Here is a 24,078-nt window from a genome sequence, read left to right on the forward strand (position 1 = left end):
CCATGCTGGGCAGGCGGTCGTTCCCTAACCTCGGGCGGAGTTGTGCGCCAACCGGGGGGAGGGCACATGCCACGGTCGTTGTCGGCGGCGTTGGTGCTCGTGCACGCACTGTTCGTCGCCACCGTGCTCGGCGGGATCGGTCTGCTGCTGACGGCCGGGTCGTACGGCGCCCTCGACGGCGGTGTCATCGCCCTCGTCGCGTACGCCGCCGCGCCCGGGGTGCTCGGCTGGTGGCTCGCCAGGCGGAGCTGGGAGGGCGGGGGCCGGGTCCGGTGGGCGCTGATCGGCGTGCAGGTGTGGCTGATCCTCGGGGGGCTCGCCAACCTCACCGGAGGTTCGGCCCGCGGCGGCATCCAGCTCTTCCTGCCCATCCTCATCCTCTACTTCCTGCTTCAGTCCGAGACCCGGCAGTGGTACGAACTCCCGTTGCCGGCGCGGGCCGAGCGCCGTCCCTTCTCGTTCGCCCGGATGATCCGGTGGCGGCGGGGGGACGAAGGGCAGACCGCGGTCGAGTACGTGGGCCTGGTCGCGATCGTGGCCGCCATCGTGCTGGCGCTGGTGTTCAGCGGTCTCGGCACGCAGATATTCGTGAGCATCGAGGCCCAGGTCTGCAAGGTCGTCGGGACGGGCTGCGAGGCCCCGGCGGGCAACGGCACCGACACCCACGCCTCCGGCGACACCAGCGGCAGCACGACCGGTGGCGGTGCCGGCACCGGGGGCGACACCAGCGGCGGCGGCACAACTGGTGGTGGTACCGCGACAGGCGGCGACACCAGCGGCGGAGGCACGACCGATGGCGGCACCACCACTGACGCCGGTGACCAGACCACCGGCGGCGACCAGACCACCGGCGGTGACCAAACCACCGAAGACACCCCGCCCACCGAAGACACCCGTACCACCGAATCCGACAAGACCGACAACACCAGCAGCCCCGACGAGAAGAAGGACGACGGCTGTTTCTCCGGTTTCGGTGCCTTCTTCGGGTGTGCCGGGGATCAGCTCAAGCAGGTCGGTGAGGGGATCCTCGTCGACGGTGTCTGGGGGGACGTCACCGGGATCTGGGACATGGTCACGAACCCGGGGGACACCCTCAGCGGGATCGCCGACTACGGCAAGCAGCTCGGGCAGGACTGGCTGGAGGACTCCAAGGACGCCGGGAAGAAGTGGTCGGACGGCGACTACTTCGGAGCCATCTGGGACTGGGGCGGGGCCTCGCTGAACACCGGCGGGACGGTCCTGTGGGACATGTTCATCGGCGACGACGTGGCCGAGGACTGGAACAACGGCGAGAAGACCCGCGCCGTCTCCCACGTCGTCTGGAACATCGGCTCCCTCTTCATCCCCGGCTACGACGTCGCCAAGGTCGCCGAGAAGGTGGGCGACCTCGGCAAACTCGGGAAGCTCGGCAAGCTGGGCAAGTTCGCGGAGCAGGCCGGCGAAGCGGCGGAGGAAGCCAAGAAGGCGGCCAAGGCGGGTGACGTCGAGGGCGCCGAGCGGGCCGCGAAGAAGGCGGACGAGGCGGCCGACGAGGCCGAGCGGAAGGCACGCGAGTCCGGCTGCACGATCGCCGCGCCCGACCGTCGGATCCCCTACGAGGGCGGCGGCGGTCTCGGAGGAGGCGCCGGCACCGGAACCACTGTCCTCGCCGCGGGCGGTCCCCGTCACGTGATCCTCGCCGAGGGCCACTGCGACGAGGAGGCGAAGAAGGAGGCCGCCGAGGCCCGCAAGCAGGCGGACGAGGCGGACGAGGCCGCCGAGGACGCGCGGCGGGAGAGCGGCAGTCCGGCCAACGAGTGGCAGGCGGGGGACGACGTACCCGGCCCGGCGCGCGGGAAGACGCTCAAGTTCCCCAACAAGCGTCACACGATCAGCGGAGCGTCGGGCGGTCAGGTCAAGGAGCGCAACACGGTGATCCTCAGGGGCAACGAGGACCTCGTACGCTCGGACATCGAGGGCATCGCCAAGGGCCGGGCGAACCTGTCGCCGGACGGGAACACCTACGAGATCAACGGCCGCAGGTACGAGGTGGAGGCCAACGGGACGGTCTTCCCCAAGTCCGGTCCGGGACTGGCCGAGCTGGACCGCATCGAGTACGCCGCGCTGAAGGAGATCGCGCGGAACAAGGGCGACCTGAGCAAGTCGCAGCAATTGCAGCGCGACCCCAAGTTCGTCAACAATCCCGCGAAGGTGCAGAAGGCCAAGGAGATCTACGACGGGACGTACAAGTGATCGCGAACCTCTTCACCGTCGCGGCGCCGGCGCCGGCCCGTCTTCGAGTGGCCCTGGCCGACCTGCTGGCGGTCCCGGAGGACGCGGTGGACGTGGCCGACGCGGACGGCGACCAGGAAGGGCGGCACTGGGAGGCTCCCGTGCTGTGCACCTACCGCCGGCTGCCGCCGGGTGACCTCGCCCTCGAACTGGACCTCACGGTGGAGGACGGCACCGCCGGACGCCTCACGGAGGGAGGGCTCGCGCAGGGCCTCGCGGCGAGGGCGGGCACTTCCGTGCTCCATCCTGCGGAGGTCGAACTGCCGAGTGCCTACTGGGTGGCGACGCCTGACGGTCGTTCGGTCAGGTGCCGCCTGGAGGCGCTGGACGCCGAGGACGACACGGCGTACCGCGTCGAGGCGGTGGAGGCGCCGGTGGCGGATCTGCCGGACGCGGCGGTGGAGACGCTCCCGGAGATCCTGGACCGGGAGCCCGTCGACACGCCCCTGTCCGACGCCGTCCTCGCCGGGCGGCCCACGGGCCCGGTGGCGAGCGTCGAGGGACACCTGCACTACGGCCTGCGGGTGTGGGAGAGGCTGTGCCGCAGACTGGAATCCGGCTGGCGGCCTTCGGGCCGCTACCGGGAGGACCTGTTCCGGCGTGACCTGGAGGCCCGGGACGACCTCGCGGACGTCGTCGGACAGGTCGACGAGCCCGGCGCCGACGCACTGCGCTCCGCCGTGGCCCGACTCGACCTGATCTTCCGTGAGCACACCGAGGAAACACAGGAAACACAGGTCGCTCACCGCGCGACGGACGAGACGGTGGACGGGAAGGCGGACCGCTGGTGGTGGCGCCGCCGTCCCCGGAACGTTCCGTGGTGACGCCCCCGCCGGGCCTCGGCCCCTACTCGGTCTCCTCCACCGTCTCCTCCACCGTCACCAGCACCCCCGCCCGCAGCCCCCACCCCGCCATCGCCCCGGCCTCCGCCTCCAGTACGTGGCGGGAGCGCGGGCGGGGCAGGCCCAGGCGGTTCGGCCTCATGGTGACGACGGTGAGGACGCGCAGGTCGCGGTCGAGGTAGGCGACGTCGATCGGGATGCGCATGCGGAAGGTGTGCACGCTGTTGGCGGGGGAGAGCAGGATCGCGCCGTCGACCGCGTCACGGCCCAGCAGGCCCTTGGTGCGGGCCCGGTAGGAGGCCGCCAGCTCCAGCGGGACCGTCACCGGTGCCGAACCGTGCACGATCAGCCTGCCCCGCCCGTCACGCCGGCGTCGTCCCATGCCGAGCCGCCCTCCCACCGAATCGTGTGCCCTGCCGACCGACCGTATCGGCGGGACGGTGGGTCCCGCATGGGTCCACGGGCCCATGCCCCGCGCGCACGCCGCGGCTAGGGTCCCCGGCGTGCGCGTACTTGTGACCGTCGTGGCCGCGCTGTGGGGTGCGGAGGCCGGGCTGCTGCTGCCCCGGGCCGCCCACCGGTTCTCGGTCGGCGCCGGGGAGGCGTGGAGCGCCCGGTGCCCGGGCGGGCATCCGATCACCGGCGCCTTCGGGGGCTGGGTGGGCCGGGCCCGCTGCACGGGCGCGGTGGCCGGATGCGGACCGTACGGGCCGCGCGCCCGGGCCGTGGCCGTCGTGACCGCGCTCGTCTGTGCCGCGCTCGCCGCTGCCACCGGGCCCCGTCCCGAGCTGGCGGTCTGGCTGCTCGCCGCGCCGGTCGGCGTGCTGCTGGCGCTCGTCGACCACCGCGTGCACCGGCTCCCGGACGTGCTGACGCTGCCGCTGGCCGCCGCGACCGTCACCCTGCTCGGTGCCGCGGCCGCGCTGCCCGGCGCCGCCGGCTCCTGGCCCACCGCCCTGCTCGGCGGACTCGCCCTCGGCGCCGCGTACTTCGCGCTGTTCCTCGTCAACCCGGCCGGCATGGGCTTCGGTGACGTCAAACTCGCCCTGGCGGTCGGCGCGGCCCTCGGCTGGTACGGCTGGCCGGTTCTCGTCGTCGGCGCCTTCGCCGGACTGCTCTACGGCGCCGGCTACGGACTGGGTCTGGTGGTGCTGCGTCGGGGGGGGCCGCAAGTCGGCCATCGCACTGGGGCCGTTCATGCTCGGCGGGGCTCTGACCGGGCTGCTGCTGGGGGCGTTCGCGGTGGCGTGAGGGGCGGGGCGGGCGGAGAGGACGTCCGAGGAGGTGCGCGCCCGTATATAGGAGGCGGCGGGGGACGGGTTTCGGGGACGATCACCTGTATGGCAGACCGTCAGCACCGCCCCGCCCGCTCTTTCGAGGACCTCGTCGCCGAGGGGGCCGCCGTTCCCACCGAGGGCTGGGACTTCTCGTGGTTCGCGGGCCGGGCCACCGAAGAGCGGCCCTCCTGGGGGTACGCCGTCTCGATGGCCGCCCGGCTGGCCGGGGCTCGCGCCGTGCTCGACGTGCAGACCGGCGGCGGGGAGGTCCTCGACTTCGCGCTCGGCCGGGCCGGGGCCGCGCCCGCGCTGCTCGCCGCCACCGAGGGCTGGCCGCCGAACGTGGCCGGGGCCACCGCACTGCTCCGCCCGCGTGGCGTCGTGGTCGTCGACTCCCCGGAGGACGCGTCGCTGCCGTTCGCCGACGGCGCCTTCGACCTCGTCGTCAGCCGGCACCCCGTACGCCCGCACTGGGCGGAGATCGCCCGCGTCCTGGAACCCGGCGGGACGTACTTCGCACAGCACGTCGGTCCCGGCAGCGTCTTCGAGCTCGTCGAGTACTTCCTCGGGCCCCAGCCGGAGGAGTCGCGCGCCGCCCGCCACCCCGACCGCGAGAGCGCGGACGCGCGGGCGGCCGGTCTGGAGGTCGTCGACCTGCGCGCGGAACGCCTGCGCATGGAGTTCCACGACATCGCCGCCGTCGTGCACTTCCTGCGCAAGGTGATCTGGATGGTCCCCGGGTTCACCGTCGAGGCGTACGAGCCCCGGCTGCGGGCGCTGCACGAACGGATCGAGGCGCGGGGCCCGTTCGTGGCGTACAGCACCCGCCACCTCTTCGAGGCCCGCAGACCGAGGTGAAACGTCCGCGATGGGGCGCCCGTTCCCACATCGTTACCGCCCGCCCCTCGCGTCACCCATTTCGCCGCACGTAAAGTTCAGACCAAGGGAATTCGCGTGAGCAAAGCCACGCGGTCGGCACCGCGTGGTGGAGGGGGCTGCGCGGTGCCACGGTCCCTGATGGCGGTATCCGCCCGGCCCGGAGGTCGATGCGGGGCGGGTGCCGGTGCGAGCGGGTGCCGTCGGCGTCAAGCGGGCGTTCGCGGCCGGGTCGCCCAGGGGAGGGATCCGGGGGCAACACGCCGTGCGCCCCCAAAGGGCCGAGCCTCTTCGCTTCTCGTCGGATCCCGCCCGTTTCGCCGCTGATTCCGTCGTGATTCGGCCATGATCAAGCGCGGATTGATGGATTCCGGCGCTCCGGTGCGATATCCATGCGTCGTCGCGCGACTTCGGAGAGTGATTTTGTCGCGTCTGGGCACACACCAGCCCTTACGAAGGGTTATGGTGGAAACCCCCCCTCGGGCCGGTCCGTCTCCCCCCCCCACGGACCGGCCCGTTTTCTTTGGGAGTCGCGAGGCCCGCGTCTGATACACCAGGGCGCGCACAGTGCCCTGTTGAGGGACGCTGGAAATGCCGGGGGTAGGCTTCGCCCCCGGGGACCGCCATACGGACCAGGCCGCCGCACGGACAGGGAACGCCCCCGGCCGCGCCTGTCCGATCCATTACGGAGGGGCTGACGAACACGTGAACCTGCGCGACAAGCTGCGCGGCCTGCTGGTCAGGCTGTACGCACGCCGGGTGGAGGGCCACCTGGACCCCGCTCAGGTGCCCAAGCACATCGGCGTCATCATGGACGGCAACCGGCGCTGGGCGAAGGCCGCCGGTTCCACCACCGCCCAGGGCCACCGGGCCGGCGCGGACAAGATCGAGGAGTTCCTCGGCTGGTGCACCGAGGCGGACGTCGAGGTCGTCACGCTCTGGCTGCTCTCCACGGACAACTTCGACCGGCCCCAGGAAGAGCTCGTCCCGCTCCTCGGCATCATCGAGGACGTCGTGCGCACCCTGGCCGCCGACGGCCGTTGGCGTGTCCACCACGTCGGCACCATGGACCTGCTGCCGCCGGTCATGCAGGCCACCCTCAAGGAGGCCGAGGAGGCCACCGCCCACGTCGACGGAATAGTCGTCAACGTCGCCATCGGCTACGGCGGCCGGCAGGAGATCGCCGACGCCGTGCGCTCCATGCTCCTCGACGCCCACGACCGGGGCACCTCCATGGAGGACCTCGCCGAGTCCGTCGACGTCGAGATGATCGGCCGCCACCTGTACACCAAGGCCCAGCCCGACCCGGACCTGGTCATCCGCACCAGCGGGGAGCAGCGGCTGTCCGGATTCATGCTCTGGCAGACGGCGCACTCCGAGTACTACTTCTGCGAGGTCTTCTGGCCGGCCTTCCGCAAGGTCGACTTCCTGCGCGCGCTGCGCGACTACGCGGCCCGCCACCGCCGCTACGGCGGCTGAGTACATACCCCTTCCGCCACCCGGGTGCCACCTCTTCACGAGGGGTTCATTCGTGCGTCGTTCTACGTATTTGCATGGCGGCGCATCTTCGAGGGCATAAGGCAAACAGGTCGACACCCGAACCACGGGCGTCGGATCTCAGCGGACGGCTCGGGGCCGTCCGCCCGGGAGGCCCTTTGTACGAGCCCGACCGTGCGGTCACGACACGGACGAAGACGTGGAGGGCCGGTTTTCGGCCCGCCGTGCGCGGGGGCCGTCGACCGGTCGGCTTGCTCCCGCCCGCCCGGCCCGGCCTCCATCTCGTCGCTCCCCGACCTCATCCGAGGGGGTACGTCCTTCCGTGGTGACCAGCACAAAGCGCCACAAGCCAGACCGGCGCACCTATGTTCTCGACACCAGCGTCCTGCTGGCGGACCCGAACGCCCTGACCCGCTTCGACGAGCACGAGGTCGTGCTCCCGATCGTCGTGGTCACGGAACTGGAGGCCAAGCGGCACCATCCCGAACTCGGCTACTTCGCCCGGCAGGCCCTGCGCCTGCTGGACGACTACCGGGTCCGGCACGGCCGCCTCGACGCCCCCATCCCGATCGGGGACCTCGGCGGAACGGTCCGGGTCGAGCTCAACCACTCGGACCCCAGCGTGCTGCCCACCGGCTACCGCCTGGGGGACAACGACTCCCGCATCCTCGCGGTCGCCCGCAACCTGCAGGCGGAAGGGTACGACGTCACCGTCGTCTCGAAGGACCTGCCGCTGCGCATCAAGGCGTCCTCCGTCGGCCTGCTGGCCGAGGAGTACCGCGCGGAACTCGCCATCACCGACTCCTCCGGCTGGACCGGGATGTCCGAACTCACCCTGCCGGGTGAACAGGTGGACATCCTCTTCGAGGAGGGTCACCTCCACGTCCCGGAGGCGGCCGACCTGCCCGTGCACACCGGTCTGACGATCCAGTCCGAGCGGGGCAAGGCACTGGGCCGCGTCACACCCGAGGGCGGCGTCCGCCTGGTGCGCGGCGACCGGGAGGCGTTCGGCATCAAGGGGCGCAGCGCGGAACAGCGGATCGCGCTGGACCTGCTGCTCGATCCGGACGTCGGGATCGTGTCGATGGGCGGCCGGGCCGGCACCGGCAAGTCGGCGCTGGCCCTGTGCGCGGGTCTGGAGGCGGTCCTGGAGCGCCGTCAGCACCAGAAGGTGATGGTCTTCCGTCCGCTGTACGCCGTCGGCGGCCAGGAGCTCGGCTATCTGCCGGGCACCGAGGCGGAGAAGATGAACCCGTGGGCGCAGGCGGTCTTCGACACTCTGTCGGCGGTCACGTCCCGGGAGGTCATCGAGGAGGTCACCGCGCGCGGGATGCTGGAGGTCCTGCCGCTCACCCACATCCGCGGCCGGTCGCTGCACGACGCGTTCGTGATCGTGGACGAGGCCCAGTCGCTGGAGCGGAACGTCCTGCTGACCGTTCTGTCCAGGATCGGGGCCAACTCGCGGGTGGTTCTGACCCATGACGTGGCGCAGCGGGACAATCTGCGGGTCGGTCGCTACGACGGTGTCGTCGCCGTCGTGGAGAAGCTGAAGGGTCACTCGCTCTTCGCGCACGTGACACTGACCCGGTCCGAGAGGTCCCAGATCGCGGCACTTGTGACCGAAATGCTGGAGGACGGGCACATCTGATCGAATTCGCACACCTGGATGCGGTGGTGCGGGAGTTGGCGCCGTCCGGCAAAGGCCTGAGCCTAGCCGGGCGGCGTCCGCGCGTGCGGGCATTTGGGGAATTCCCTTGGGCCGAATGGGGTGTGAGCTTTCACACGCAACTCAGAATTGCCTTGCGGCGTCGGATTACGGCAGAGTCTCACTCCTGTCAGGCCCCGCATACGACACAGCTGTACCCCCTGGGGGGCACCTCCCAGGCGTTGAGCCCTGGGGCAGGTACAGCAACACTTGAGCAGCACGCTTCAACTCCATAGCGTCGTCGTATGCCGCCCGAGCACCACGCGGCGCTCCCCTCGGGGGAGTTGCCCACCGGGCCCGCGCCTCCCGTGACCCCGCAGTTGGGAGGCCAGTGCCAGGGGCACGATTGCGTCCGCCAGGGTCACCGAAGCGGGCGATGCTGGAAGGAAACCGTGTGAGCCGGATCTCGGTCCGGGGATTCGCAGTGGCCTCCGCCACCGCGGTCACCGCTGTCGGAAGCGTCGTCGGCGTTGCCTCGGGCAGCACCGCGCAGAACAACGACGCCGAGGCGATGGCAGCCGACGCGACGCTTCTCGCAGACATCCCCATGGGTCAGCAGGCCCAGGTGCAGACCGCCTCCCTGGCACAGCAGGCCGACGCACAGGCCATCGCCGCGGACGCGAGCGCCAAGAAGGAGGCCGAGCAGGCCGCCCGCAAGGCCGCCGCCCAGACGGCGATCGCCAAGAAGGCGGAGGCCGAGACCAAGAAGGCGGAGGCCGAGAAGGCCGCCAAGGAAGCCAAGGAGCGTGCCGAGCTCCAGGCGGCGGCCAGCCGTTCCGCGAGCCGTGACGCCTCCAGCTTCCCGGTGCAGAGCTCGTACAGCATCTCGCAGATCCAGGCGATGGCGCGCTCGATGGTGCCCGCGGGCCAGTTCCAGTGCTTCAGCAACATCGTGAACCACGAGTCCAGCTGGAACTACCGGGCGGTCAACCCCTCCTCCGGCGCGTACGGCCTGTTCCAGGCGCTGCCCGGCTCCAAGATGTCCTCCGTGGGCGCCGACTGGCAGACCAACCCGGCCACCCAGATCAAGTGGGGCCTGAACTACATGGACAGCCGCTACGGCAGCCCCTGCGACGCGTGGAACTTCTGGCAGGCCAACCACTGGTACTGAGCCGGATCACCGCCGAACTCAACCTCCGCACAGCCCCTCCCCGTCTTAGGGGGAGGGGCTGTTGCCCTGTACGGTCGGACCGGACGACTCCAGGGGGGAGTGGTGGGGAGAGACGGGGGAAGAGGACGGATCATGTCGCGAGTGCCAGGGTGGCTCGGCCGGCTCGGCGCCGGACTCACCGAAATGGGTGAGCGGTTGGACGAGCGCCGAGCCGAAGTGGAGAAGGACCACACCGACCCCGCCGGGCCGGAGCCGGACGTGGATCCCGAGCCCCTGCCGGACCCGATCGCCAACCACGCCCGGCCCGATCCCGCCCAGGCCGTGCCGTGGGGCGTACGGGTGGCGGCGGAGGCAGGCTGGCGAGTGCTGGTGCTCGCGGGCACCGTCTGGGTGCTGATGCGCGCCATCAGCGCCATCCAGCTGGTGGTGCTCGCGTTCGTCGCCGCGCTGCTCATCACGGCGCTGCTCCAGCCGACGGTGGCGTGGCTGAGGCGGTACGGGCTGCCGCGCGGGCCGGCCACCGCGCTCACCGCGATTCTCGGCTTCGTCATCATGGGGCTGATCGGGTGGTTCGTGACCTGGCAGGTCATGGAGAACATCGACACGCTCTCCACCCAGATCCAGGACGGCATCGACCAGCTGCGCAAGTGGCTGCTGAACAGCCCCTTCCATGTGACCGACAAGCAGATCAACCAGATAGCGAAGAACCTGCGGGACGCGGTCGGCGCCAATACCGACCAGATCACCTCGGCCGGCCTGCAGGGCGTGACGGTGGTCGTGGAGGCGCTGACCGGGATTCTGCTGACGGTCTTCTCCACGCTGTTCCTGCTCTACGACGGCCGGCGCATCTGGGAGTGGACGCTGAAGCTGGTGCCGGCGGCGGCGCGTCCGGGCGTGGCCGGTGCCGGTCCGCGGGCCTGGCGCACGCTGACCGCGTACGTGCGCGGCACGGTGATCGTGGCGCTGATCGACGCGATCTTCATCGGGCTGGGGATCTACTTCCTCAATGTGCCGATGGCGGTGCCGCTGGCCGTCTTCATCTTCCTGTTCGCCTTCATCCCGCTGGTGGGCGCGGTGGTGTCGGGCGCGCTGGCGGTGGTCGTGGCGCTGGTCACCCAGGGAGTCTTCACCGCGGTGATGGTGCTGGTGGTGGTGCTGGCGGTGCAGCAGCTCGAGGGGCACGTGCTGCAACCGTTCATCCTCGGCCGGGCGGTGCGGGTGCACCCGCTGGCGGTGGTCCTGTCGGTCGCCGCGGGCGGGCTGATCGCGGGGATCGGCGGCGCGGTGGTGGCGGTACCACTGGTGGCGGTGACGAACTCGGCGGTGGGATATCTGCGGGCCTATGCGCGCGAGCAGGAGCGGCGTCAGGCACGGATGCCCGAGCCGGCTCCGGCGGAGCCGGCCACCGCGCCGTCCGGCTCGGGGAGTTCCGAACCGAGCTGAAACCGCCGAACCCCGTCCACCCTCGAGGGTGGACGGGGTTCGGTCATGCGGTGCGCGTTACTCCGCGAGGGCCGCTTCCGCGTCGAGGGTCGTCGCGACGGCCTGGACCACCGCGGCGATCTTGAAGGCCTCCTGGACGACCTCGCGCTCCACGCCGGCCTTGCGCAGGACCTGCTCGTGGGAGTCGAGGCACATGCCGCAGCCGTTGATGGCGGAGACGGCGAAGGACCACAGCTCGAAGTCGACCTTGTCGACGCCGGGGTTGCCGATGACGTTCATCCGCAGGCCGGCCCGCAGGGTGCCGTACTCCTGGTCGGACAGGAGGTGGCGGGTGCGGTAGAAGACGTTGTTCATCGCCATGACTGCCGCCGCGGCCTTCGCCGCGGTGTACGCCTCCGGCGACAGGTTCGCCTTCGCCTCCGGCTCCAGCTCACGCAGGACGATCGGCGAGCGCGAGGCGATCGCCGTGGCCAGCACCGTGCCCCACAGCTGCTGCGCGGGCAGGTCGCTGTTGCCGATGACCGAGCCCAGGTTGAGCTTCAGGTCCTTGGCGTAGTCCGGGACGGCGGACTTCAGGGAGTCCAGGGACATGGGGTCACTCACCCGCCAGCAGGGCGACCGGGTCGAGGGTCTCGTCGCCCTTGGTCCAGTTGCAGGGGCACAGCTCGTCCGTCTGGAGGGCGTCCAGAACCCGCAGGACCTCCTTGGGGTTACGGCCGACCGAGCCCGCCGTCACCATGGAGAACTGGATCTCGTTGTTCTGGTCCACGATGAAGACCGCGCGCTTGGCGAAGCCGTCCTCGCCTTCGATGCCGAGGTCGCGCATCAGCTCGTGCTTGGAGTCCGCCATCATCGGGAACGGCAGGTCACGCAGGTCGTCGTGGTCCTTGCGCCAGGCGTGGTGGACGAACTCCGAGTCGCCGGAGAAGCCGAGGACCTGGGCGTCGCGGTCGGCGAACTCGTCGTTCAGCTTGCCGAAGGCGGCGATCTCGGTCGGGCACACGAAGGTGAAGTCCTTGGGCCAGGCGAAGATGACCTTCCACTTGCCCTCGTAGGTCTTGTGGTCGATCGTCTCGAACTCCTTGCCCTTCTCCAGCGAGACGCATGCGGTCAGTTCGAACGCGGGGAACTTGTCACCGACAGTGAGCACGTGCTCTCCTTGCAGCGAGGAAACACCGATCGTGATGGTGATTCCCATGGGTTGGACGATGCTGATGTTGGCACACGGTGCATTGATTACAGAAATAGCTACACTCGGTCGGGTTGATCGGAGGTAGTTATCAGTGACCGTCGGTAATCCCGGAAAGCGCAGGCAGCCTAGCCTGTCCCAGTTGCGCGCCTTCGCCGCCGTCGCGGAACATCTGCACTTCCGGGACGCCGCCGCGGCGATCGGCGTGAGCCAGCCGGCCCTCTCCGGAGCCGTCTCCTCGCTGGAGGAGGCACTCGGTGTCACGCTGCTGGAGCGTACGACGCGCAAGGTGCTGCTCTCGCCCGCCGGTGAGCGGCTCGCCGTCCGGGCCAAGGCCGTGCTCGGGGAGGTCGGCGCCCTGCTGGAGGAGGCCGAGGCCGTCCGGGCGCCTTTCACCGGCGTACTGCGGCTCGGCGTCATCCCCACCGTCGCGCCCTATCTGCTGCCCACCGTGCTGCGGCTCGTCCACGACCGCTACCCCGACCTCGACCTCCAGGTCCACGAGGAGCAGACCGCCAACCTGCTGGACGGGCTCGCCGGCGGGCGGCTCGACCTGCTGCTCCTCGCCGTCCCCCTCGGCGTGCCCGGCGTCGTCGAACTCCCCTTGTTCGACGAGGACTTCGTCCTGGTGACCCCGCTCGACCACCGGCTCGGCGGCCGGGAGGGCATCCCGCGCGAGGCCCTGAAGGAACTCAATCTGCTGCTGCTCGACGAGGGGCACTGCCTGCGCGACCAGGCGCTCGACATCTGCCGCGAGGCCGGGCGCGAGAACGCTCCGGTGACGACGACCGCCGCGGGGCTCTCCACCCTCGTCCAGCTCGTCGCCGGCGGCCTCGGCTGCACCCTGCTGCCCCGCACCGCCCTCAGGGTCGAGACCTCCCGCAACAACCAGCTCCTCACCGGCTACTTCGCCGACCCCGCCCCCTCACGCCGTATCGCCCTTGCCATGCGCACCGGCGCGGCCCGCGCCGCCGAGTACCGGGAACTTGCCGCCGCCCTGCACGCGGACCTGCGGCCCCTGCCGGTGCGGGTGCTGGACGGCGGCCGGGGCTGAGCCCCCGCGTGCGGGGTCCCAGTCCCAAGTGATCAGTCCCGGGTGATCACTCCGTGCGCAGACCTTCGGGGCGCATCAGGCGCAGCAGCGGCGGAAGGCTGAGCAGGGTGACCGCGAGGACGACTCCCGCGCCCATGCCGGTCATCGCCAGCACGCTCGGCCAGTGCACGGCCACCGTCGTGTTCGTCATCTTCAGCAGCACCGCTCCCAGCGTCATCCCCACCGCCGCGGCCAGCAGCAGGCCGAGCATGATCGGGATCGCCGTCTGCCACAGCACCGACAGGCTCAGCGTGCGCCGCCGGGTGCCGAAGGCGACCAGCGCCGACAGCAGCTTCTTCCGCTCGCGCAACTGCTCCAGCTGCGACACCAGCAGGCTCGCCCCGATCAGCAGCAGCACACAGGTCGCGCCGACGAACAGGCCGGTGCGGATGGAGGCGAACTTCTTCGACTCCTCGGTGGCGACCCACACGTGCGCGCCCGTCATCGGGTCGATCGCCGCCGCCGTGTTGCGCACGTACTCGTGCACGTTCGGGACCGACTGGTCGATCGACAGGTAGATCTGTCCCCAGACCGTCGTGGCCGTCCCCGGGGGCGCGGCGGCCGGTGTCACCAGCAGACCGCCGCGCCTTTCTCCCATGGGGTCCTCGACCGAGCGGGCGGGCTTCAGGGTGACCGGGACGGTCCACGGAACATCGGCCTGCTCCACGCCCGAGGACATGTCGAAGTACAGCTCGCGGCCGGGCTTGGCCAGCTTCACGGTGTCGGCATCGAACTGGCTGCCGCTGAGGGCGAAGACGTCCCCGTCGCGGCAGGAGGACATGCGCGCCACCTCGCGCAGGGAGGCGCAGTCGCCGATCGTCACCGTGGCCGAGACACGAGATTCCTCCTCGCTCTTCGAGGACTTGTCACCGACCGATGCCTGGGACAGCACCGTGGCCTTCCGTACGCCCTTCGTGGCCGAGAACTTCTCGGCGGCCCCGGTGAGCGAGATGCCCCGCGGCGCGCTCACCTCCATCTGGGCCCGGTGGAGGTTCTTTCCGGAGTCCTTGGTGTAGTCGCCCTGCACCCCGGCGAAGAGCATCTGGAGCGCGATCGCCCCGGCCACCGCGACCGCGATGCCACTGACCAGCCGTGCCGCCGTACCGCTGCTCAACTGGAGCCGCCGTACCGCCAGTTGCCAGGCCACTCCGCCGCCGCCGAGCCGGGCGACGACCGTCTCCACGGTCCACGGCAGCAGCGCGGTCACCCCGATCAGCAGCAGGGTCACGCCGCCGATCACCAGGTACTGGTTGAAGTCCCCGTTGCCGCGGCCCTGGCCGAACATCGGGTAGAGCATCCCCAGCCCCACGACGGGAAGCAGCAGCCGCCACCACAGCCGGCGCCGCGCGGGCTTCGCCGTGCGCACCACGCCCAGCGGCTCGATGACCACTCCGCGCAGCGCGAGCAGGGTGACCAGCACCGCCGCGGCCGGCACCGCGACCGCGACCAGCGCGGCCAGCCAGGGGGAGGGGTTGAGGTAGCTGGGGAAGACGCTGATGCCGACGACCTCGACGGACCCTGCGGCCTGACGGCCGATCAGGAAGAAGACCGTGCCGAAGACCAGCCCGAGCAACGCGCCCGCCATCGCCTCGCCGGCCGCGATGCGACGGGTCATCCGGCCGTCGGAGCCGACCAGCCGGAGTGCGGCGAGCCTGCGGTCGCGCTGCTCGCCCCCGAACCGCACCGCCGCGGCGATGAACACGGCGACCGGCATCAGCAGCGCCACGAAGACGACCATCACGAGCAGCAGCAGCACCGGGTCCGAGCGCTCCGTCCGCTGCGGGCTGCCGTATTCGGTGATCCGGGCCACCTGCCAGCCGTTGATGCGCGGCGCCAGGTTCTCCGTGCCCGCGTAGTAGGCCAGTTCGCGGGAGCCGATGAGTCCGCTCTCGGCGATCGTGCCGACCACGCGGTACGGCAGCCGCTCCCGCAGCAGCCTTCCGGAGCTGGAGTCGAGCAGTTCCCTGAGCGCGGGCGAGACCACCATCTCGCCCGGCTTCGGGTACGCGGCCACCCCAGGGGGAAGCGGCGCCCGCGGCCCCTCGGGCTCCACCAGCCGTCCGCGTACCTCCTTGTCGTGGTACGTCGTGTCGATGTCCGCGATCACCAGGGTGTCGTCGGCCTTCGGCGGGGGGTTCTGGATGTAGGTGTAGTCCTCGCGGGCCTCGCTCCGCTCGTGCCGTACCGACAGCGCGCTCGGTATCGCGGTCGTGAGCAGCAGCAGTGCCACGCCGAGCCCGACACCGACCGCCGTGAGCACGACCCGGAGCCATCCCTCGCGTCCCCCCGTGAACGCGAACCTGGCCCCCATGCTCAGGTCGCGGGCCCACTGACGCGTACTCATGCGATCCGCTCCATGTCCCGGGACTTGCCGTCCCGTACGACGATCTCGCGGTCGGAGTACGCGGCGACCCGCGCCTCGTGGGTGACGAGGACGACCGCCGCGTTGGACGACCGGGCGGCCTCCGTGAGCAGTTCCATCACCCGCTCGCCGTTGAGCGAGTCCAGCGCGCCGGTCGGCTCGTCGGCGAACAGCACACACGGGTCGGTGACCAGCGCCCGGGCGACCGCGACGCGCTGCCCCTGACCGCCGGAGACCTCGCCGGGGCGCTTCTTGCGCAGGTCGTCGACCTCCAGTCGGCGCATCCACTCCAGCGCCGCCCGCTCGGCCTCCTTGCGGGAGGTGCCGTTCAGCCGGAGCGGCAGGGCGACGTTCTCCACGCAGGTCAGCTCGGGCACCAGCTGGCCGAACTGGAAGACGAAGCCGAACTCCGAGCGCCTGAGCGCACTGCGCTGGGCGTCGGTCATGGTCGACAGCTCACGGCCGTCGTAGGTGATCGAACCCGAGTCGGGGGTGACGATCCCGGCGAGGCAGTGCAGCAAGGTGGACTTGCCGGAGCCGGAGGGGCCCATCACGGCGACGACCTCGCCGGCGTGGATGGAGAATCCGGCGCCGTCCAGGGCGGTGGTCGGGCCGTAGGCCTTGTGCAGGTTCTCGGCGGCCAGCAGGGAGCCGGGGGGAGGGGTCACCGGGCCACCGCCTCACGGAGCTTGTCGAGGCGGGCCGCGGTCAGCTCCAGCCAGCGCAGATCGGCCTCGAGGTGGAACAGGGCGTGGTCGCAGATGAGCTGGTCGGCGAGATCCCCCTTGCGCTTGCGTTCGGTCAGGATCCGCATGCTGCGCAGGTGCTCGGCGCGCTGGGTGTCGAGGACGTCGGCGGCGTCGCGGTGGGTGAGCAGCGCCAGGACGACCTTGGTGTAGAGCGTCGACTGAAGGTACAGTTCCGGCTTCTCCGGCGTGGCGAGCCACCGCTCCACGTCGGTGACGCCGGCCTCGGTGATCGCGTACCGCTTGCGCTCGGGGCCGTCACCCGCCTCGATTCCGTCGACCTCGACGAGCCCGTTCTTCAGCAGTCGGGACATCGTCGAGTAGACCTGGCCGTAGTGCAGCGGCCGGTCGTGACCGAACTTCTCGTCGAAGGCCCGCTTCAGGTCGTAACCGTGGCGCGGGCCGGACTCAAGGAGCCCCAGGAGGGTGTGACCGATGGACATGCCGACGACTCTACACAGTGTGTATACGCGGCATGTATACACCGAGTGTCCATGCGGTGGCGGAAGGGGCGACCGCGCAGGTGGGGGGCGATTGTCACGGTTCTGCTACGGGGTCTGGGGCCCCTCGGGCGGTCGCGGGGTGCGTGGAGGGCGGCCCCGGCGCGGGAGGGGGCCGGCCTCGCCCGGCAGGCGGCCCGTCTCCGCGAGGGCGCGGCGCAGGAGGAACTCGATCTGCGCGTTGGCCGAGCGGAGCTCGTCCGAGGCCCAGCGGGCGAGCGCGTCGTACACCGACGGGTCCAGCCGCAGCAGCACCTGCTTGCGCTGCCGCGGCCGGCGACCGGGCGAGGACCCTTCCTCGGTGGCGGTCACTGGTAGAGCGTCCCGGTGTTCAGCACGGGCTGCGGTGCCCGGTCCCCGCACAGCACCACCATCAGGTTCGACACCATCGCCGCCTTCCGTTCCTCGTCCAGTTCCACGATCCCCTGCTCGGAGATCCGCGCGAGCGCCGCCTCGACCATGCCGATCGCGCCGTCCACGATCTCCCGGCGGGCCGCGACGACCGCGCCGGCCTGCTGCCGCTGGAGCATCGCCGAGGCGATCTCGGGGGCGTAGGCCAGATGCGTGAAGCGGGACTCGACGATCTGCACTCCGGCGGCCTCCACGCGCGCGTGCAGTTCGGCGGCGAGCTTCTCGGTGATCTCCTCGGCGTTGCCGTGCAGGGACAGCCCGTCCTCGTCGTGGGCGTCGTAGGGGTACTCGATGGCGATGTGCCGTACGGCCGCCTCGGTCTGGGTGGAGACGAACTCCAGGAAGTCGTCCACCTCGAAGGTGGCCTGCGCGGTGTCCCGCACCTTCCACACCACGACCGCGGCGAGTTCGATGGGGTTGCCGTAGGCGTCGTTGACCTTGAGCACGGCGGTCTCGTGGTTGCGGACGCGGGTGGAGATCTTCGTCCGGGAGGTGAAGGGGTTCACCCAGCGCAGCCCGTCCTCGCGGATCGTGCCCCGGTAGCGGCCGAAGAGCTGGACGGCCCGGGCTTCGCCGGGCGCGACCGTGTTCAGCCCGCACATCCCGAGCAGCGCGCCGATGCCGACCAGGAGCGCGACGACGATCAGCGCGGCCTTGGCGCCGGTGGCCGAGGCGTTCACTCCGCCCGCGAACAGGGCCGCCGCGACCAGCAGTCCAAGGAGGCCGAGGAGCAGGGCGATCCCGCCCCCGATGCTGTGCGCCGGGAACTCCCGCACGTGCGGCTCGGGCATTTCGGGCAGTTCGGTCGGGTCGGTGGCGGGTGCGGAGTCCTGTGCGAGGTCGCGCGTGGCGTCGGGCGGTGGCTGTGCGGGCATGGCGGGTCCCCCTGGTCGTCGGGGGCCCGCGGCGTCGCGGGCCATGGTTTCCGCTAACTAAGTGATATCGCTTTATTGCCTCACGGCAACCCTTGGTGTCCCTGGAACGTCGGTTCCACTGGGACAGGTGCTGATTGTCACGTCCGTAATGGGGCGGATCAGGGGGCCTTTGTCATAGACGGCGGTGTTAGCTTTCTGAGCTGACCCGGACCACGCACCTGAGTGACAGCCGAGACGGAAGCGGAGCGTACGGACCCATGGGACGAGCGGAAGATCGACGAGCGCGGCAGCGCGGTGGCCGCCGCGCGGCGCCCCAGGGGTCGTCCGGGATGCCGGCGGCCGGCATAGGACCCGCGGGCGGCGGCAGGGCCGCGGCCCGCCGGGCGGCGAGGCCGAAGGGGAAGAGCGGCATCGGCCGCCTGTTCACCTGGAAGAAGATCCTCGGCACCTTCCTCGGCCTCTGCCTGCTGGGCATGGGCGCCTTCATCGTGCTGTACATGGTCGTGGACATACCCGAGGGCAACGCCGACGCGCAGCGCCAGAGCAACGTCTACAAGTACAGCGACGGCTCGATCCTGGCCCGTACCGGCGAGGTCAACCGCGAGATGGTGGACCTGTCCAGGGTGCCCAAGGCCGTCCAGCACTGCTTCGTCGCGGCCGAGAACAAGACCTTCTACACCGACAACGGCGTCGACCTGAAGGGCACCGCCCGCGGTCTGCTCAACACGGTGAGCGGCAAGGGCGCGCAGGGCGGCTCGACGATCACCCAGCAGTACGTCAAGAACTTCTACCTCAACCAGGACCAGACCGTCACGCGCAAGCTGAAGGAGCTGGTCATCTCGCTGAAGGTGGACCAGCGGATGTCGAAGGACGACATCCTCGCCGGGTACATCAACACCAGCTACTACGGCCGGGGCGCCTACGGCATCCAGGCCGCCGCGCAGGCCTACTACCGCGTCGACGCCAAGGACCTCTCCGTCCAGCAGGGCGCGTACCTGGCCGCCCTGATGCAGGCTCCGAGCCAGTACGACTGGGCCGTCGCGAGCGACACCGGCAAGCGGCTCGCGCAGCAGCGCTGGAACTACGTGCTGGACAACATGGTCAAGCAGCGCTGGCTCGACGCCGGCAAGCGGCAGACCATGAAGTTCCCCGTCCCCAAGGAGCCCAGGCCCGCTCCCGGACGCGAGGGCCAGAAGGGCTACCTGATCTCGCTGGCCAACCAGCAGCTCGAACAGCAGCTGATGAAGGATCAGGACCTGACCCAGGGCCAGGCGGAGCAGGCGGTCGAAGGGCAGGGCTGGACCATCACCCTGAACATCGACAAGAAGAAGCAGTCCGCGCTGGAAGAGGCGGTCAAGGCGCAGCTCACCAGCAAGCTGGACGCGAAGAAGCGGACGGTGGACGGGCACGTCCAGGCCGGTGCCGTCTCCGTCGACCCGGAGTCCGGGCACATCGTCGCCCTGTACGGCGGCGAGGACTACCTGAAGCACTACCTCAGCAACGCGACCCGGCGGGACTTCCAGCCGGCCTCCACCTTCAAGCCGGTGATCCTGGCCGCGGCGCTGGAGGGGGACTCCAGGACCCAGGACGGCCGGCCGATCGTGGCGAACACCGTCTACGACGGCACCAGTGGTCGTCAGGTCGTCGACCACGGAACCAAGGTCGGCTTCGGGCCGCCCAACGAGGACGACCAGAACTACGGCAACATCACGGTCCAGAAGGCCATGAACCAGTCCGTCAACTCCGTCTTCGCGCAGATGGGTGTCGACGTGGGCATGGACAGGGTGATGGAGGTCGCCGGCAAGCTCGGCATGAACACCAAGGGCATGCAGGCGGTCCCGGCCCAGACGCTGGGCTCCATGGGCGCCAGCCCACTGGAGATGGCCGGGATGTACGCCACCCTCGACAACCACGGCAAGAAGGTCACCCCGACCATCGTGAAGTCGGCCGAGCAGAAGAGCCGTTCGGTCAAGATGGCCGACCCGATCGGCGAGCAGGTCATCAGCCGCGAGGCCGCCGACACGGTCACCTCCGTGCTGACCGGCGTGGTCGACGACGGTACGGCCAAGAGGTCGGTGCGGGACAATCCGCAGCGCAACGGCCAGCAGGTGGCGGGCAAGACGGGCACGTCCGACGAGAACAAGTCCGCCTGGTTCACCGGCTACACGCCGGGCCTGGTCACCTCCGTCGGCCTGTTCGGCGAGAACCCGAAGACCCACGCGCACACCACGCTGAGCGGTGCCACCGGCCTCATCCCGGGCAGCGGCCGTATCAACGGCGGTGGCTACCCCGCGCAGATCTGGGCCGACTACACCTTCAACGCGATGGGCGAGGTCAGCAAGTTCGACCTGGAAGCCAAGCAGGGTGCCGCCGTGGAGCCGTCCACGTCCCCGACGGTCACCGAGTCGCCGAGCGAGACTCCGTCCGAGACGCCCACCACCACCGCGCCGTCGGTGTCCGAGTCGCCCAGGGACACGCCGAGCCAGACGCCGTCGCAGACGCCGAGCCAGACACCGTCGCAGTCGCCGAGCGACACGCTGCCGAGCAGAGAGCCGACGGACGGTCTCAGTGAGACCCCGCTCCTCCCCAACGAGCAGTGAGCGACGCGCGGTGAGTCACGTGCGGTGAGCAGTGCGAAGGGGCGCCCGGTCCGACCGGGCGCCCCTTCGCGTGTCCACGTGTTCCGGCTCAGCCCTGGTTCAGCTCGAACCAGACCACCTTGCCGGTGCTCAGCCGGGTCGCGCCCCAGCGTCTGGCCATCCGGTTGACCAGGTACAGCCCGCGTCCGCCCTCGTCCGTGGCGCGGGCCTGCCGCAGACGCGGCAACTGCGGGACGTCGTCACCGACCTCGCAGCGCAGCACATCCGTGCGCAGCAGGCGCAGGGTGACCGGGCGGGAGGCATAGCGCACGGCGTTGGTGACGACCTCGCTGATCAGCAGCTCCACGGAGTCGGTGAGTTCCTCCAGGCCCCAGCGGGCCAGCGCCTGGCGGGCCAGGCGGCGGGCCTGTCCGGGGGCGGCGTTCTCCGGGTCCAGGGTCCAGTACGCCACGTCGCTCGGCGCGATGCCGTCGAAACGGGCGGCGAGGAGTGCGATGTCGTCGTCCCGGTCGCCCGGGCCGAGCATGTCGAGCACCTCGTCGCACAGCGCTTCCAGCGGTGGCGGATGGTCGGGGCCGGTGAGCTGCGCGGTCGCCGAGAGCTTCTCGCGCAGCTGCTCTATGCCCGTCCACACGTCCCGCAGCCGCGACTCGACCAGGCCGTCGGTGTAGAGCAGCAGGGTCGCGCCCGCCGGGGCTTCCAGCTCGACCGCCTCGAAGTCGACGCCGCCGACGCCGATCGGAGCGCCCGGCGGCACCCGCAGCACCTCCGAGCGGCCGCCCAGGTGCAGCAGGACCGGCGGCGGGTGGCCGGCGTTGGCGATGGTGATGCGGTGCGCGACCGGGTCGTAGACCGCGTACAGGCAGGTCGCCATGCGGTCGGAGCCCAGGCGCTGCGCCTGCTCGTCGAGGTGGTGCAGCACCTCCTGCGGTGGCAGGTCGAGCCCGGCCAGGGTCTGCGCGGTGGTGCGCAGCTGGCCCATGATCGCGGCCGAGGTCATGGAGTGGCCCATGACGTCGCCGACGACGAGGGCGACCCGGCTGCCGGGCAGCGGGATCGCGTCGTACCAGTCCCCGCCGACCCGCGCGGTCTCCGCGGCGGGCAGATAGCGGGAGGCCAGCCGTACGCCGGTGGGGCGGGGCAGCGTCTCCGGCAGCATGGTGCGCTGCAACTCGTCGGCGATGTACGCCTCACGGCCGTACAGCACCGCTTTGTCGATGCCGAGGGCGCTGTGCGTGGCGAGCTGCGCGGCGACGAGCAGGTCGTCGGGCTGGAACGCGTGGCGCTCCGGGCGACGCAGGAACAGCGCGGCACCGATGACCCGCCGCCGGCCGCGCAGCGGGGCGAGGATGGTGCGCTGCCCGTCGGGCACGACCAACTCGGAGTCCTCGCCGAGGAGTTCCGTCAGGGCGGCGTGGGCGGACGCGGTGTCCGTGAACACCGGACGTACGCCTCGCAGCACCTCGCCCAGCGCGGAGCCGGGCCGTACCTCGCACAGCTCGTTGGTCACCGCCGACAGCTCGGCCGGCTGCTCCGGCACCGGCGCCGGCATGAACCCCAGCTCGGTGTCGCGCTCCGCCGGTATCCGGTCGGTGCGCCGCAGCCGTAGGACGAGCGGGCCGGCGGGCCGCTCGTCGCCCACCGGCAGCGGCTCGCGCAGATACACGAGGATGGCGTCGGAGAAGGTCGGCACGGTGGCCCGGCACAGCCCCAGGACGATCTCGTCGAGGTCCATGCCGCGGGCGATGCGCCGGGTGGCCGCCCCCACGAACCGCAGCCGGTCCCCGTCCCGGCGCATCGGCAGCGTCCGCCCGGGCGGCAGCCCCTGTCCGGTACGGCGCTCCTGGCCGTCGGGAAGCGCACCGCGCCCGGCCCGGCGCTCCTGGCCACCGGGCCCGCCCGCCGCGCGGGGCGCCTCGGTGTTCGCCTGCCCGGAGTCGGTGCCGTCGGGGGTCCCGTCCTCGCCGGTCCTGCCCCCGGGGACCCTGGCCGCCGCGTCCGGCTGGGCGGGGATGCCCTCCGGCGCGGGGCGCGGACGGTGTGCGTCGGGCTCGGCGGACGCCGGCTGGGAGTGCTCGGATCCGGCCGCGCCGACCGGACGCGGCGCGTCGTCGGCCGGGCCGGACTGAAGCGGTAACGCCGCGGCCCCCGGGGCGGTGGGGGTACGCAGAAGCGCCCCACGGGCGTCCGCGGGGTCGGCGCCCGGCTGGGGGCGTTCGAAGGAGGTCGGCTGCTCCGTCACGCGTGTCGAATCCATCCGTCCGGGGCTGCGCGCCGGGCGCGCAGTTCGTCCCGCCGAAGACCCGATACCCGGAATACATGCCCCAGGAACGGATTTCCGGCGTGGTCAGAGGCTGTTGCTGTGCCGCCGGCGAACCGACCGTGGTCCGCACGGGTGTTGCCCTCGTACCCCTCGCTCACGTCCTGCCGCCCCTCGGTGACGTTCGATCAGACCCGGCTCGCGCTCCGGGAGTTGGTACCAGCCCTTCGCCTGTTGCGGAGGACGATCCTACGTTTCCCGCCCGGGGGCGCATCAAGGGTCTCATGGGGCCACGCGTGTGGGGGAGCGGTCCCAGTCGTCCGGCAGTGACGGTACCTCCCAGGCCGGGTCCGGGCGCCACTGCTGCCAGGACTGGCAGAACGGCGGCCGCCAGGCGCGGATCGTCTCCACCGCATCCCGGCCCGCGGCCCGGACCCGCTCGGCGAGTTCGGCGTCCACCAGTCCGTCCCGCTGCGCCTGCGCGAACTCGTCCTCGTCCCGCCAGTGCCAACTGCGGTCCGGGTGAACGGAGATGTCCAGAAAGTGATCCTCGGAGTCCACCCCGCCCGCCCAGCGGGCCAGTGGTTCCTCCAGGTTGACGTACCAGCTCTTGAACCGCCAGCCGGGCTCCCAGAACAGCCACACCGACCAGGGCTCGCCGGGCCGGGCCAGCTTCAGCACGCCCGTGCCGAACCAGCGGTCGCGCTGCACGGTACGCGGCTTGGTGTAACGCGACGCGAGCGGTTCCAGGTGCACGGGTGTGCCGTCGGCGAGCACGGGTCTGACGCACTCGGTGCCGGGCGCCATCCACACGGCGAGCAGCCCCGGGTCGTCCTGTACGACGGTCACGGGCCGCACGATGTGGAAGCGCGCGCCGCCGTTCTCCCGGTACCGCCACAGGATCCGGCTGCCGGGGGTCCAGGGCGCCGCCGCACCGCCCGTCGTCGCGTGTGCGGTCGCTCCGTCGTGTGCCATGGGCAAATATTAGGTGCCCGGGGCATCCGCCGCCGTGCAGGACGT

The 24,078-nt window shown here is 71.0% G+C and carries 19 protein-coding genes and 1 pseudogene; 10 read left to right on the top strand and 10 right to left on the bottom strand.

Features of this window, described 5'->3' with window-relative positions; translation table 11 throughout:
• Positions 1-66: 66 nt before the first annotated feature.
• Both ABZ818_RS12290 and ABZ818_RS12295 read left to right on the top strand, forming a co-directional pair.
• Entirely contained in the window at positions 67-2,232 is a 2,166-nt protein-coding gene (locus ABZ818_RS12290) for a Yip1 family protein (RefSeq protein ID WP_361413135.1), read from the top strand.
• Positions 2,229-3,095, top strand: coding sequence for a hypothetical protein (locus ABZ818_RS12295; RefSeq protein ID WP_361413136.1), 867 nt, complete (start codon positions 2,229-2,231; stop codon positions 3,093-3,095). Before ABZ818_RS12290 ends, ABZ818_RS12295 begins: the two co-directional genes overlap by 4 nt.
• Positions 3,096-3,117: 22 nt before the next feature.
• On the opposite strand, the gene ABZ818_RS12300 is transcribed toward ABZ818_RS12295, so the two are convergent.
• A complete protein-coding gene (locus ABZ818_RS12300; RefSeq protein ID WP_361413137.1) occupies positions 3,118-3,495 on the bottom strand; it encodes a DUF192 domain-containing protein in 378 nt (125 codons plus the stop codon).
• 121 nt (positions 3,496-3,616) lie between these two features.
• On the opposite strand from ABZ818_RS12300, the pseudogene ABZ818_RS12305 reads away from it, so the two are divergent.
• The 6 genes and pseudogenes from ABZ818_RS12305 to ABZ818_RS12330 all read left to right on the top strand — a co-directional run bounded on the left by ABZ818_RS12305 (position 3,617) and on the right by ABZ818_RS12330 (position 11,022).
• Positions 3,617-4,364 (top strand): annotated as a pseudogene (locus tag ABZ818_RS12305) (A24 family peptidase).
• An 89-nt stretch (positions 4,365-4,453) separates the two neighbouring features.
• Positions 4,454-5,248 (top strand): methyltransferase domain-containing protein, encoded by a 795-nt coding sequence (locus tag ABZ818_RS12310; RefSeq protein ID WP_361413138.1) that lies wholly within the window; start codon positions 4,454-4,456, stop codon positions 5,246-5,248.
• 723 nt (positions 5,249-5,971) lie between these two features.
• Entirely contained in the window at positions 5,972-6,745 is a 774-nt protein-coding gene (locus tag ABZ818_RS12315) for an isoprenyl transferase (protein WP_361413139.1), read from the top strand.
• Positions 6,746-7,085: 340 nt separating this feature from the next.
• Positions 7,086-8,411, top strand: a complete 1,326-nt coding sequence (locus tag ABZ818_RS12320) for a PhoH family protein (protein WP_361413140.1) — start codon at positions 7,086-7,088, stop codon at positions 8,409-8,411.
• Between the two features lie 433 nt (positions 8,412-8,844).
• A complete protein-coding gene (locus tag ABZ818_RS12325) occupies positions 8,845-9,579 on the top strand; it encodes a transglycosylase SLT domain-containing protein (protein WP_361413141.1) in 735 nt (244 codons plus the stop codon).
• Positions 9,580-9,711: 132 nt separating this feature from the next.
• A complete protein-coding gene (locus ABZ818_RS12330) occupies positions 9,712-11,022 on the top strand; it encodes an AI-2E family transporter (RefSeq protein WP_361413142.1) in 1,311 nt (436 codons plus the stop codon).
• A gap of 57 nt (positions 11,023-11,079) precedes the next feature.
• Here the strand turns inward: ABZ818_RS12330 and ABZ818_RS12335 are convergent, their stop codons facing one another.
• The gene (locus tag ABZ818_RS12335) at positions 11,080-11,613 is read right to left on the bottom strand and encodes an alkyl hydroperoxide reductase (RefSeq protein ID WP_361413143.1); all 534 of its coding nucleotides are present in this window, start codon (positions 11,611-11,613) and stop codon (positions 11,080-11,082) included.
• 4 nt (positions 11,614-11,617) lie between these two features.
• On the bottom strand, positions 11,618-12,172 hold the full coding sequence (locus ABZ818_RS12340; protein WP_361413235.1) for a peroxiredoxin: 555 nt from the start codon (positions 12,170-12,172) through the stop codon (positions 11,618-11,620).
• A 133-nt stretch (positions 12,173-12,305) separates the two neighbouring features.
• Between ABZ818_RS12340 and ABZ818_RS12345 the strand changes: the two genes are divergently transcribed.
• On the top strand, positions 12,306-13,265 hold the full coding sequence (locus tag ABZ818_RS12345) for a LysR substrate-binding domain-containing protein (RefSeq protein WP_361413144.1): 960 nt from the start codon (positions 12,306-12,308) through the stop codon (positions 13,263-13,265).
• A gap of 46 nt (positions 13,266-13,311) precedes the next feature.
• Here the strand turns inward: ABZ818_RS12345 and ABZ818_RS12350 are convergent, their stop codons facing one another.
• From ABZ818_RS12350 to ABZ818_RS12370, 5 genes are all read right to left on the bottom strand, one after another.
• Positions 13,312-15,648 carry an FtsX-like permease family protein gene (locus ABZ818_RS12350; RefSeq protein WP_361413145.1) on the bottom strand — a complete coding sequence of 779 codons (2,337 nt, stop codon included), beginning with the start codon at positions 15,646-15,648 and terminating at the stop codon, positions 13,312-13,314.
• Positions 15,645-16,334 (bottom strand): ABC transporter ATP-binding protein, encoded by a 690-nt coding sequence (locus tag ABZ818_RS12355; RefSeq protein ID WP_361413146.1) that lies wholly within the window; start codon positions 16,332-16,334, stop codon positions 15,645-15,647. Before ABZ818_RS12355 ends, ABZ818_RS12350 begins: the two co-directional genes overlap by 4 nt.
• Complete coding sequence (locus ABZ818_RS12360; RefSeq protein WP_361413147.1) at positions 16,331-16,855, bottom strand: PadR family transcriptional regulator; 525 nt, start codon at positions 16,853-16,855, stop codon at positions 16,331-16,333. Before ABZ818_RS12360 ends, ABZ818_RS12355 begins: the two co-directional genes overlap by 4 nt.
• 105 nt (positions 16,856-16,960) lie before the next feature.
• Positions 16,961-17,224: a hypothetical protein gene (locus ABZ818_RS12365; protein ID WP_225075367.1), complete on the bottom strand. Its 264-nt coding sequence runs from the start codon at positions 17,222-17,224 to the stop codon at positions 16,961-16,963.
• A complete protein-coding gene (locus tag ABZ818_RS12370; RefSeq protein ID WP_361413237.1) occupies positions 17,221-18,114 on the bottom strand; it encodes an SPFH domain-containing protein in 894 nt (297 codons plus the stop codon). The genes ABZ818_RS12365 and ABZ818_RS12370 overlap by 4 nt, the downstream gene beginning before the upstream one ends.
• 341 nt (positions 18,115-18,455) lie before the next feature.
• On the opposite strand from ABZ818_RS12370, the gene ABZ818_RS12375 reads away from it, so the two are divergent.
• Positions 18,456-20,798, top strand: a complete 2,343-nt coding sequence (locus tag ABZ818_RS12375) for a transglycosylase domain-containing protein (RefSeq protein ID WP_361413148.1) — start codon at positions 18,456-18,458, stop codon at positions 20,796-20,798.
• Between the two features lie 88 nt (positions 20,799-20,886).
• Here ABZ818_RS12375 and ABZ818_RS12380 read toward each other — a convergent pair whose 3' ends face one another.
• Positions 20,887-23,040 carry a SpoIIE family protein phosphatase gene (locus ABZ818_RS12380; protein WP_361413149.1) on the bottom strand — a complete coding sequence of 718 codons (2,154 nt, stop codon included), beginning with the start codon at positions 23,038-23,040 and terminating at the stop codon, positions 20,887-20,889.
• Positions 23,041-23,340: 300 nt separating this feature from the next.
• The gene (locus ABZ818_RS12385) at positions 23,341-24,033 is read right to left on the bottom strand and encodes a DUF402 domain-containing protein (protein ID WP_361413150.1); all 693 of its coding nucleotides are present in this window, start codon (positions 24,031-24,033) and stop codon (positions 23,341-23,343) included.
• Between the last annotated feature and the right edge of the window lie 45 nt (positions 24,034-24,078).

Source organism: Streptomyces sp. NPDC047453 (genome assembly GCF_040643155.1).
GTDB lineage: Bacteria > Actinomycetota > Actinomycetes > Streptomycetales > Streptomycetaceae > Streptomyces.